The sequence below is a fragment of the Thermogemmatispora carboxidivorans genome (assembly GCF_000702505.1).
In the GTDB taxonomy this organism is placed as follows: domain Bacteria; phylum Chloroflexota; class Ktedonobacteria; order Ktedonobacterales; family Ktedonobacteraceae; genus Thermogemmatispora; species Thermogemmatispora carboxidivorans.
In genome coordinates, this window is record NZ_JNIM01000001.1 from 5,480,653 (window position 1) to 5,492,702 (window position 12,050).

At 58.6% G+C, this 12,050-nt stretch carries 9 protein-coding genes; 3 read left to right on the top strand and 6 right to left on the bottom strand.

All coding sequences use genetic code 11. The features are described 5' to 3' along the window. Positions 1–1,166: 1,166 nt before the first annotated feature. Positions 1,167–3,326 (top strand): DNA primase, encoded by a 2,160-nt coding sequence (gene dnaG / locus N688_RS21605; RefSeq protein ID WP_052891216.1) that lies wholly within the window; start codon positions 1,167–1,169, stop codon positions 3,324–3,326. 201 nt (positions 3,327–3,527) lie between these two features. Next, the gene (gene rpoD, locus N688_RS21610) at positions 3,528–4,757 is read left to right on the top strand and encodes an RNA polymerase sigma factor RpoD (protein ID WP_337588096.1); all 1,230 of its coding nucleotides are present in this window, start codon (positions 3,528–3,530) and stop codon (positions 4,755–4,757) included. A 194-nt stretch (positions 4,758–4,951) separates the two neighbouring features. Here the strand turns inward: rpoD and N688_RS21615 are convergent, their stop codons facing one another. The 5 genes from N688_RS21615 to tilS form a co-directional block, all read right to left on the bottom strand. Continuing rightward, positions 4,952–5,983: an NAD(P)H-dependent glycerol-3-phosphate dehydrogenase gene (locus N688_RS21615; protein WP_052891218.1), complete on the bottom strand. Its 1,032-nt coding sequence runs from the start codon at positions 5,981–5,983 to the stop codon at positions 4,952–4,954. A 174-nt stretch (positions 5,984–6,157) separates the two neighbouring features. Continuing rightward, positions 6,158–6,760: a hypothetical protein gene (locus tag N688_RS21620; RefSeq protein WP_052891219.1), complete on the bottom strand. Its 603-nt coding sequence runs from the start codon at positions 6,758–6,760 to the stop codon at positions 6,158–6,160. Between the two features lie 40 nt (positions 6,761–6,800). Continuing rightward, the gene (locus N688_RS21625) at positions 6,801–8,273 is read right to left on the bottom strand and encodes an AAA family ATPase (RefSeq protein ID WP_052891220.1); all 1,473 of its coding nucleotides are present in this window, start codon (positions 8,271–8,273) and stop codon (positions 6,801–6,803) included. A gap of 120 nt (positions 8,274–8,393) precedes the next feature. Next, entirely contained in the window at positions 8,394–8,978 is a 585-nt protein-coding gene (gene hpt / locus N688_RS21630; protein ID WP_052891221.1) for a hypoxanthine phosphoribosyltransferase, read from the bottom strand. A gap of 45 nt (positions 8,979–9,023) precedes the next feature. Continuing rightward, a complete protein-coding gene (gene tilS, locus N688_RS21635; protein ID WP_052891222.1) occupies positions 9,024–10,484 on the bottom strand; it encodes a tRNA lysidine(34) synthetase TilS in 1,461 nt (486 codons plus the stop codon). 156 nt (positions 10,485–10,640) lie between these two features. On the opposite strand from tilS, the gene def reads away from it, so the two are divergent. Next, a complete protein-coding gene (gene def / locus N688_RS21640; protein WP_052891223.1) occupies positions 10,641–11,144 on the top strand; it encodes a peptide deformylase in 504 nt (167 codons plus the stop codon). A 144-nt stretch (positions 11,145–11,288) separates the two neighbouring features. On the opposite strand, the gene N688_RS21645 is transcribed toward def, so the two are convergent. Further along, positions 11,289–11,657, bottom strand: a complete 369-nt coding sequence (locus N688_RS21645) for a hypothetical protein (protein ID WP_052891224.1) — start codon at positions 11,655–11,657, stop codon at positions 11,289–11,291. Positions 11,658–12,050: the final 393 nt, after the last annotated feature.

Consider the following 12,050-nt stretch of genomic DNA (forward strand, 5'->3'; position numbering starts at 1 on the left):
CTGTGTTCGTTAAAGCCATTTATCGCCTGCTTGCTAGCCAAAGGAGGGTCGAAGAACCCTCTCCCGACCTCGCTGGCGCGCCAGGCGGACTCATGCTTCACTTTTCCACTTTTAAAGCAGAGATATCCACAGCAATGGTGGATACGCTCAAGGGAACTGTGGATAAATAGCAGCAGCTCTTACTTTATCCACAACTTTTGTGGATAACTTATCCACAACGGTCATCCTGACCTGTTGTGTCAGGACATCCTTCTCTCTAGTTTTCCACCGATTCTGTGGAGAAGTTTTCCACAGTATCCACAGAGCTGTCGCCGACCATTGGACTTCTCCACGGGGCCTGTGGAAAAGTTATCCACAGGCCCTGGGCGATCTCCCTCTCCATCCACAGCCTGCTTGCCACTTATCCCCAAGTTTTCCACCGCTTTTGCACAGAGCGAGCGGCGTTTCTCAGCGAAATAACACTCCTGTCAAGTTGTTCGTCGAGCCGCTTCCAGAGCCATTTCAGCTAGCGAGATCGTTTGGCGGATCGGCCCCAGCTGGCCGGGGTTATCCACATTTCCACAGGCCCTATTACTACTGCTATCCATATCCATCTCTTAATGATAGATGGATATAACAGTAGTAGGGGCTGTGGAAATGTGGATAACTGCCACCGGGCCTGGGACTTTTTCCGGCCAGGGCGCAGCGAAGCGTTGCATTTCTGCAACGCGGCTGATGCTGACCGCAGGGACTGGCCAGAGGAGGTGACAAAGCTCTGAGAAGGGCGAGCTGCGGCGCTCTTTCTGGTCGAGGGAGGGCCTGGTCAGCGTTGTGGTCTAGCTCGTGGTTGGCGACACTGGGACCTGGGCGAATCTTGTCCCCGTCAGTGCGACTTTCCTGGCAGTAGCTCGTTATATCTCTAGGGATGGCGGAGAGAGGACAGACCTGACCAGCTGATGGCTCTGGCTGGCGCTTGCCCGGCCAGGGTCGTGGCCGCGAGGACAGAGGTGGCCACGTGCTTCCCTTCCTCAGTGCGGTCTCTTCCGGCGAGACTCGCTCGTTTCCCTCGAGCAAAAAGCACAGTGACAGGCCAGGTGGGGGATGGCATCGTCTGTCTGACCGGCGTCCTCTACTGAAGAAACGCTGAACACAACGGCAGCAATGTCGTCGCTGGCTGAGGGCGGCCAATGTCTTCAATCGTTGAAACTATCAAAGCGCGCCTCGACCTGGTAGATGAAGTTGGCCAGGTTGTGAAGCTCCAGAAAACGGGCCGGGCCTTCAAGGCCATTTGTCCTTTTCACAATGAGCGCACACCTTCCTTCTATGTCTTTCCAGAGTCGCAGCACTGGCACTGTTTTGGCTGCCACGAGAGCGGCGATATTTTCACCTTTGTGCAAAAGACCCAGGGGCTCGATTTTCCAGAGGCCCTGCGCTACCTGGCGGAGAAAGCAGGCGTCTCTCTTGATGAGCAGCCTGGCTACGATGCGGCCCAGCAGCGGGAGCTGGCGGTCCAGCGCGAGCGGCTGCGTCAGCTTAACGAGGATGCTCAGCTCTGGTTTCATCAGGCCCTTCTACGTTTGCGCGAAGCAGCCCCGGCGCGGGCCTATCTTCAGAGTCGTGGTCTTACGGCAGAAACCGTTATTGCCTTTGGCCTGGGGTACGCTCCCGACAGCCGCGATGGTCTCTGTCGTTACCTGCTCGCGCAGGGCTATAGCGAGCAGGAGCTGGTCAGTGCCGGCCTGGCTCGTGAGCCGGAAGATGGGCAGGGTCTTTATGATTACTTCAGGAATCGCATTATCTTTCCCATTCGGGATCTGCGGGGCCAGGTGCTCGGCTTCGGTGGGCGGGCGTTGGGTGAAGGCCAGCCCAAGTACCTGAACACACCCCAGACACCGCTCTTTGAGAAGAACAGCGTGCTCTATGCGCTTGACCGTGCCAAAGAGGCGATCAAGCAGGCCAATCAGGTGATCATTGTCGAGGGCTATATCGACGCTATCATGGCGCACCAGTACGGCACGCGGCAGACCGTTGCCTGCATTGGTAGCGCGATCACCGAAAAACATATCCAGCAGATCAAAAAGCTGGCGCGGCGTATTACCCTGGCCTTAGATCCCGATGCCGCCGGCATGGCCGCGACGGAGCACGGCATTCAAGAGGCGCTCCGCTCGCTAGAGCGAACGATCGTTCCGGTCCCGCTGCCGGCGCCGCCCCAGGAACGCCGTGGTCAGGGGAGCGGCGCCAGGGCCATTATCCGCCTGGAAGAAGAGGTAGATGCTCAGATCGATGTGCTCGTGCTGCCCACAGGCCAGGACCCCGATGAGGTGATCCGCCAGAACCCGGCTCGGTGGGAGGAGGCTCTTGCTCATCCGTTACCTTTGGTCGATTATTACTTTGTAGCCAAGACAATGGACCTGGATCTGCGTCAACCGAGAGATCAGGCGTTGGCGGCGCGGCGCCTGCTTCCCATCATCGCGATGATCAGCGATCGCGTCAAACGCGATGCCTATGTACGGAAGCTAGCAAGGATGATCCATGTCGATGAGCAGAGCCTGTATAATGAATTGCAGCGTAGCCTGCGCGGCAGACACCAGAGTGTGGCCGAGATCGTTGTGCCCACCGAGTCTGGTGGTAGGAGGGAGGTGGAAGGCGGCAGAAGAGGAAGAGGACGGCAGCGCCAGTCACCGCAGGCTCCGCCGGCTTCGCTCCGCTCTCTGCCCACGCTGGCCCAGACTGGTCTAAGCCCCAGCGGGAAACCCGGAACCGGAACAGAGACGCTGTCCCAGGCCTCGCCCGCTGAGGTGGAGGAAGCCAGAGTGGGTGGCACGGGAACCCAGGTGAACCTTGGCCCCGGCGGCCAAGGTTTGGCGCTTGACAGAGGGAGCCTGGATAGAGTAGAATGGGAAGACTACCTGATAGGGCTACTCCTCCAACATCCTGGTTTAAGTCAACATGTTTGTGGTATAATAAACGATGGTGACTTTATCGGGACGGACACGCGGGAGTTGTACCACTTTCTCAACTCTCTTTATCAACGTGGCTCTTCCTCTTTCCATCAACCCTTAGAGCAGCTGTTACCTTCCGCGTTGCTGGAAACGGCAGCCCGAGCGCAAAGGCGCGTCGAGGCGGCGTCTCCGCTCGATGGAGCAGGACTGATCAAAGCGGCCACCCAATGTGCAACCCGCTTAAAGCGCATGCGGCTGATGCAGCTCAACACGGAGCTGCGCTATTTGATCCAGGAGGCCCGGGAAGCCGGAGACCTGGCTGCAGTGCACGAGCTGGAGCGTCAGCTGCAGGAAATCCACCGGCAGATCCGCGAGATTCACTTGAAGACGAATCTGCAGGGATGAAAATCCTCAAGCCCAGATGTCCTATGGGTGATGCGGAATAGCCTGGGTGGGGGAGGTGGGTGGGGGCGATGATCAGCATTGCATAGCGCTATTATCTTACTCTTTATTTTCAGAGAGCAGGGTCAGTCTCCTTATTCGTTATTCATTGCGGACCCGTTTTCTGAAGGGGGAGCCAGAATGGTGAATCAGAAGCAGGATGTCATGACGAGATCGCGGAATGAAGAGGTGCATACTGAACAATTGAGCGATGTATATGAGCCTTTCGAGGCAGAGATGCTGCTCGAAGACTCGCACCGTGTTTTTGACGATATCGATTCACTAGGTCTGCGTGCTACCACCGCTGGCAGCCTTGTCACGGCTGCCGATGACGGTGAGTCATATGACCTGTTCTCCAAGTTACAGGACGAAGAAACCATGGATGCCCTGGATACCAAGGAGCCACCGGCAGACTGGGAACCTGGACCGGAGGACGAGGTCGACGTCGAGGCGATGACCGGAGCCAAGTGGGATGATCTTCAGGACGGCCTCGGAATCGTTGTCGCCGACCTCGAAAATAGCCTTGACGATCCGGTGCGCATGTACTTGCGCGAGATCGGTCGGGTTCCTCTGCTGACCGCTGAGGAGGAGGTCCGCCTGGCGCGGCTGATGGAGCGGGGCAAGGCTGAGGCTGCCAAGCCTAACCCGAATCGGCGCATTATCGAGGAGGGGGAGGAGGCTCAGCGGCGCCTGACTGAGGCTAATCTGCGCCTGGTGGTGAGCGTTGCCAAAAAGTACATTGGCCGGGGCATGAGCCTGCTGGACCTGATCCAGGAGGGCAATATTGGCCTGATTCGTGCCGTCGAAAAGTTCGACTACACCAAGGGCTACAAGTTCAGTACTTACGCCACCTGGTGGATTCGCCAGGCCATTACCCGCGCTATCGCCGATCAGGCACGCACGATCCGTATTCCGGTTCACATGGTCGAGACCATTAACCGGCTGATCCGCATTAGTCGCCGCCTCTTGCAGGATCTCGGGCGTGAGCCAACCTCGGAGGAAATCGCCGAGCAGATGGATATCAGCCCTGAGAAGGTGCGCGAGATCATCAAGGTCAGTCAGGAGCCAGTGAGCCTGGAGACGCCGATCGGCGAGGAGGAAGATAGTCACCTGGGTGACTTTATCGAGGATCATACGGCCCTTGCTCCCGCTGATGCGGCCAGCCATCAGCTCCTGAAGGAGCAGGTTGAGGATGTGCTTGCCAGCCTGACCGAGCGCGAGCGAAAGGTGCTCCAGCTGCGCTTTGGTCTCGATGACGGTCGGAGCCGTACGCTCGAAGAGGTTGGCAAGGAGTTTCATGTGACGCGCGAGCGCATCCGTCAGATCGAGGCGAAGGCTCTGCGCAAGCTGCGCCATCCCAGCCGCAGCCGTAAGCTCAAGGATTACCTCGATTAACCTGTTCCCAAGGTAGCTATGGGGCGCGTTAAACGCGCCCCTACTTTTTTGTTTGGTGTGGCTGGGCCGGGCTGGTCGGGCTCTGTTCCTGTCCTGGGGCCAGCCTCCGAGCCTCCGAGCCTCCGAGCCTCCGGCCCAGCCCGGTCCGCTCCGGCCTGTTTCCTCTGCAGCGCTCTTTCTCTCGTGATGCGGTCTTAGCTGACGTAGATGCTGCCTTCGATCAAACCTTCCATCTCCCCTTTGGGGTCGCGCATCATCAGTTCCAGGACGGCTTTATAGGGGTCGTAACCCTCGAACAGGACCAGGGCGAGCTGCTGGGTGATGGGCATTTCAACGCTGTAGCGCTGGGCTAGCTGGAGGGCGGCGCGGGTGGTATAGACTCCTTCGGCCACGCTGTGCATCGAGGCAAGGATCTCGTCAAGCTTTTCTCCTGCGGCCAGACGACGGCCAAGTTGGTGGTTGCGGCTCAAGGAACTGGAACAGGTGGCCACAAGATCGCCTAAGCCCGCCAGGCCGGCAAAGGTCAATGGATGCGCCCCGGCAGCTGTACCGAGTCGCGTGATCTCTGCCAGGCCACGCGTGATGAAGGCGGCACGGGCGTTCTCACCATAGCCCATGCCGTCATTGATGCCTGCTCCAATGGCAATGATGTTCTTCAAGGCTCCACCCAGCTCAATCCCGATGATGTCTTGGGTAGTGTAGACCCGGTAACGCGCTGTGCTCAACAGGGTGCGCAGGTAAATGGCAATGGCTCCATCTTGGGCCGCCACCACGGCGGCTGTGGGTTTCCCCTCGGCGACTTCGCGCGCAAGGTTGGGACCGCTGAGGGCGGCAAGACGTGCGCGAGCCTCCGGTAGCTCTTCGGCCAGCACCTCCGACATGCGCTGGAGCGTGCTTAGCTCGATCCCTTTGCTGGCGCTCACGAGGATGGCGCCGCGCTCCAGGTAGGGAGCCAGTTGCCGCGCGTTTTCACGCATGCGCTGTGAGGGAGTGACCAGGATGATGACTTCGCGATGGCGAACGGCTTCTTCCAGGTCAGCGGTGACTCCTAGATGCTCGGGAAAGCGAAAGCCGGGCAGGAAGAGTCTATTTTCACGCAGACGTGCCATGTCAGCGGCCCGCTCGGGTCGATGCTCCCAGAGGACCGTGTCGATCCCTTTGTTGGCCAGCAAAAGCGCCAGCGTGGTTCCCCAGGCACCACTGCCAATCACTGCAACGGATGCCATTGTCCTCCTCTCCTATGCTCGGTTGCCCGCAGGCTCGCTCGCTGAAGGGCTATGGGCTGCCTCTCATTGTAGCACAGGGGAGGTGACGGTCAACCTCGTGCCTCTACTGAGGGGCCTGGCTCCCCTCTCTTTCCCATCGCTTCCTCTGCCGCGTCGACCAGAGACCCTCTCTGGCTAACGCTCGCGCTTCCTGGCCCGACGACCCTCTGAAAAACGCTGCTCGCTTTCTCCGCGCAGAAATGGCCCAAGGTCAGCAGATTGACGATCACATGAATAATAGTGCTTGAAATGGTGACGCAGCTCTCTAAGTACTTTACTCGTCTCGTCTGGTGAGGCTCCGTGGCGGTAGAGGCAGGCTTTCCACTGCAGTCGCTGGATATATTTTTTCCCTGGCTCTCCGCATTCTTTACATAGGAGATCTTCGATACATTGGCGAGTGCGAATGAGCTGGTCGGCGGCCTCCTCGACGCGGCTATGCTTCAGCTCAACCAGGCAGATGGTGCGTTCTGGGGAGCCATCCCGGCTGTAGAAGATGAGGCCATCGCAGCGACGATCGTGCTCTTTGAGGCCCAGGCTGCGGAGCAGCTCACGGGCCTGCTCGCTACCGTCATCGAGTTGGAAACAGAGAATGACCTCGCCGGCGTAAGGGTCGTCCAGATGGCCAAGGTGCGCCTTCGCCTTCTGATTTTTAGGAGCAATAATGACCTTATCTCCCTTTTCGCCATTGATACATTTTGCAGAGGTCGCGCCGATCAGCAGCAGACGTGTGAACGGCATAGCTGTTCAGCTTCCTTCCTAAAGGGCGATCGCCCTCACCTTAATCGGCCAGTTCGAAGTGGATGCGCTCGACGAGGCGCGTCACTTCGCTAAAGGTGCGCCAGTGGATAATGCCCTCTTCATCGAGGATATTGACAGCCTCGCCATCGTCGCGGATGTGGTAGACGGCGACCTGATTCTGTGCGAGAAAGGCCTCTTTGCGCTGAAGGAAAAAGAGCGAGGCCAGCTCATCGTGCCGCTCCTGCGGATGTCTGGCGGCGGCCAGCAGATTGATCAAGTGGTCAATCATATAAGTGCTGTGGGTTGTCATCATGATATGCAGGCCGGCATTCACCAGCATAGCCAGCAGCTCGATCATTTTGACCTGAGCTTCCGGGTGGAGGTTCATTTCTGGCTCATCGATGACGAGCAGCTCACCCGGGCGAGCCAGATAGCGCAGATAGAGGGCCAGCGAGGAAAGCTCTTTCACCATCGAGGAAGAGACGGATAATTCCAGCTCTGTTCGGGTCGTCGGCTCAGGAGAGGTGGCCATTGGTCTAGGGCAAAACAGAATCTCGCGCGCCGTTCCTGCTTCGGTGGGGGTAAAGTCGAGCGTTCCCTCCAGGATCTCCTCTTGCAGAAGAGCGCCCAACTCCACATAAGGGCTGCGACTGGTTGCAGTCTGGTTCTGTAGCTGGCTCGGACTCAGGCTACTCTGGCGATGGAAGCGCCAGACGATCTCGACAAAGTCGGCGATGGGCACAGGCACGAGACGCGGTGATTGCTCTGAGAGGGCTGTCAGCAAGCGCTCCAACAAACCTCTGGTATCGGTTGTCCGGTGGCCTCGTTTGTTCCTCACTGAAGGAGGTAAAGAGATAAAGCGCTCGTAGATAATGCTGCTGCGCTCGGTCGGGAAATAGCTGATATTGCGCCAGAACGCCTGGAGGATCTCGCGGAAGACGATGCCATTGACGAAGCCCGCGATTTCTCGACGGGGAAGGCGTTCGCTCACATTCTGGCCGGGGTAGAAATAGAGGCGGGCCTCCCCACTCTCCTTCAAGGCTTTCAAAGGAGCATCCTCCTTGTCTCCCCCGATATAGTCGCTGACGCTGGCCTGGAGCAGCCGTCGAAGGAGCTCCGGCTTAAACGCGGCGATATCGATGCTCAGCGTCAGCTCCTCGAAGCGCGCGTGGTCGCTGCCCAAGAACAGTGGCAGCCATTCCCCTACGCCCAGGAGCAGGTCATTCAGGAAATGCTCGGCGTGCTCTTCGGCGAAATCCAGGAGGTCAAGGAACCCACTGCTCTGTTCGGCAACGCGCCGTACCAGCTGATCAAGGGGACGATACTTCTGGCGTGTCTGCCCACTCAAGTAGGCGCTGAGGTAGCGGCTCCAGCTATAGTGCCCGAGGGAGCCTGCGATCGTATAGGCCAGCCAGGTCTTGCCCGTATTGTTCTTCCCAACAAAGACCGTCAGGGGCTTCATGACGATCTCTGCCCGTCGCAGTGGGCCGAGGTTACAAACAGTGATCTGCATCGCCTTTCTCCTCGAACGCCCTTCTGATCCTATGAGGAATTATAACACAAAGCAAGCTCCCTCTGCACCAAGCGTGCGCTATTTTAGCGGTCGATCATGATCTGGGAGAGAAAGGAAGCGCTAGCTGCTTTCTGCTGGACTTTGATGCTGGCGCTCTGGTTTCTGATTGTTCTGGTACACCTTGGGCTTCAGCACGCCGATGTAGGGCAAATTGCGATAGCGTTGGGCATAGTCGAGGCCGTAGCCAACCACAAACAGATTGGGGATGCGGAAGCCGATGTAGGCCAGCTCCAGGGGTTTAGCGCGTTCGCGCTCCTTATACAGCAAGGTACAGACGCGCAGGCTCAGTGGATGCCGCTGGCGCAGGAGGTCCAGCATATAATGCAGCGTCAGGCCGCTGTCCACAATATCCTCGACAATCAGCACATGCTTCTGATCGATTGGCCCCTCCAGATCCTTGAGGATACGCACCACGCCGCTCGACTGCGTGGCATTGCCGTAACTAGAGACGGCCATATAATCGATTTCGTGCAGCATATCGATTGCGCGCGAAAGATCGGCGATGAAGGGAATGGCGCCCTTCAGAATGCCCAGGAGCAGCAGATTCTTCCCCTGGTAGTCCTGGGTGATCTGGCGTCCCAGTTCCTTGACCTTCGCCTCAATCTGCTCCTGAGTAACGAGAATCTCTTCAATGTCCTCGTGCATAGTTTCCCCTTCCCGAAGAATAGCAATGAAAAAGCGCCGCTCGCTCTAGCGGCTGACGCTGAGCTGGACAATGCGGCGAGTAGTACGGCTGAGGCGAACGGACTCAGCCAGGCAGAGGCCAGCGATCCAGATGCAGTGCGAGTCGGCGAAGAAGAGCGGGAGCGTATCCCGTTCTGAGCGTGGGACGTGGGCATCGACAAGCACATCCTGGACCTTACGGCTCTGCTGCATGCCCAGGGGCTGAATGCGATCACCTGCCCGGCGCGTGCGCACCTGCAACAGCGGGCCAGCGGCCTCGCCGTCGATATATACAACATAGCGTGTTCGTGGCAGAAGGTGCCAGACCGCTTCCCAGTCTTCGCGCGCCAGCGCCTCCAGTGCTGCCTGCTCGACCTCGGGAGCCAGAGGCACTGCCCGAGCACGCCAGGGGGTGCCGGGAACCTGACCCTCCCCAGGGACGGGCAGCAAAAGCGTCTCGCCGCCTGAAGTCGTCTCAACAGTCTGCCGACTCAGAGCATAGTGGCAGAGGCGCAGCTTTGACCCACTGATCTGCAGCTGTAGCCGACCGGGCAGATCCAGCGAGCGCTCCGCGCGCGAGCGCTGGGCCTCCTGCAAGAAGGCTGTCAGCAGAGCATAGTGACGCGGCTCTAACGGAGACTGCCCTCCACAGAGCAGAGCCGTAGCGCGGCGGAGCAGGTGACGCTGCAAACTGAGCGGCTGTGCAAGCAGCGTCGGCACGGTCATGGTCACCACCTCCTCGCTGGCGCTGGTTACTACTGCCGACCAACTCTGCGAGACACAGCTTTCTATCCATTCCAGGTCGACGCGAAGGACCTCAGCGCTACGGCGCAGCGTTTCGCGGATACCCGGGTTGAGCTGTTCAAGGAGTGGCAGGAGTTCATGACGGACACGATTACGCAAAAAACGCAAATCGCGATTGCTCTCGTCTTCGATGGGCTGGAGGCCCTGCTGCTGGCAGTAGGCCAGGATCTCGGCCCGGCTCACTTCCAGTAAGGGACGGATGATATCCTGCTGGAGCGGAGCCATACCGACCAGTCCCGCCAGACCACTGCCGCGCAGCAGGTGAAGCAGAATCGTTTCCACTTGATCATCAGCCTGATGCGCAACGGCGATGAGGCGGCCCCGGGCCACCTCGCGTAGAAAGGCATAGCGTGCCAGACGAGCGGCCTCCTCCAGCGAGCGTTTCTCTCGTCGTGCCAGGGCTGGGACATCCACGCTACCGATGATCAGAGGAATGCCCCAGGCAGAAACCAGGCGGGCGACAGCGAGGGCATCTCGCTCGCTTGCCTCGCCGCGGAGACGATGGTTGAGATGGGCGGCAAACAGACGCACCGTGGGGAAGGGCCTCCCCTCGCCACAGAGCGAGTGCAGCAGGTGGAGCAGACAGAGCGAATCAGCCCCACCTGAGACAGCGACCAGAATCTCGCTTTGGGGAGGAAGCAGGCCATGACGGACGATGTAGGCGGCCACTCTGTCGGTGAGCATCTCACTGGTTGCTGACGCAGATCCCACGTCCCTCCTCCGCCGTCTATGGATAATCGCATGCCCATGTGATAGGATATATACGCAAATTATATAACATTGACTGCCAGACTGTGGCTGTGTGGCAATTCACTCGGGATACATTTCGGGAAAAGAGCTATGGCGATTCGCAAGATCATTACGGCTGAAAACCCCGTCTTGAGGCAAAAAGCCAAGAAGGTGCACCGCTTTGATGCCTCCATGAAGCGGCTGGTGGAGGACATGTTTGACACCATGCATGCCGCGCACGGGGTGGGCCTGGCTGCTCCCCAGATTGGCTTGTCGATTCGCGTCTTCGTTGCTGAGTACGAGGACCACAAAGTAGCGATCTTCAATCCAGAGATCATCAAAGCCGAGGGGGAGACGCTGGGAACAGAGGGATGCTTGAGCATCCCGGGCTACGTAGGAGATAACATCAGACGCGCCGAAAAGGTGGTAGTCAAAGGCCAGAACATCGAAGGCAAACCGATCAGGGTGAGTGCCGAGGGCTGGTTTGCCCGGATTCTGCAGCATGAGATTGACCACCTGGATGGCATCCTCTTTCTGGATCGCCTCGATCGCCCTGAAGACCTGCGTCCGGCGCGCGAGGGAGAGATCGAAGAGCCGGAACCAGAGGTCGTCTAAGGCCAAATGGGAGGACCTGCGCCAGCGAGGAATATGGCGTCGGCGCTGGTGCGGGGCCCTCCTTTTCCTCCTCTTCGCGCTCGCCTCGGCAGGGCTGCCGGCTTCCATGGTGCGACCCGGGCTGGCTAAAAGGACCTCTGTCGGCTAGCTCTGTCGTTGCTGCTTGCGTAACATCGGCATCGCTTGCTGGCCGAGAAGGCGCTCGCACTCGTGACAAATGTAGAAGCCTTCCTCTCGCCAGCGCAGCTCGCTGAAGCGATAGTGCAGATAGCAGATGCCGCAGCGCGTACTATCGGGCTGGCTGGCGATCTGCCGGTCTCGCTCAAACAGGGCGCGTAGTTCCGCAATGAGGCCGTTCAGGTCAAAAGAACCAGCAGAGCCGCGTCCACTGGCGCTCTGTGACACTGACGCTGGTGTTGCGCCGTTCGTCGTGCGCCCTTCACGCCGATGTGAAAAAGAGCTGCCGCTGGCCGAAGCACCATTGCCTGAGCCTGGTATTGGATGGCTGCTCACTGCCAGTATTCTCCCCCTTTATGCCGGCGATGCAAGAATAACTATTATCCGTAAATTATATACCCCTTCGAAGCTCTTCGTCTAGGGCCGCTGCCGCGCAAGAGCCGCACTCTGACGCTCTGACGCTCTACTTTCTCCCTACCAGATCTTGGCTGCCCTCGCGGGAAATAGTGATCTCCTTCGGCAAGAAGTAGCTCTATCCCTTCCTGTATTCTGGCCTATCTGTCTTGTATAATGCTCCTAGTAGAGATCCTGACTGCCGAGAAGCAAGTACCTAGAGCGTTCTATCTATAGGGGGAAGATAAGGGAGACTGCTCTTCTGAAGAGCGTGGAAGGAGGAAGGGGCCTGTTTGGCCTAGACCGCAAAGGAAGAGAAAAAATCGAAAGTCATGC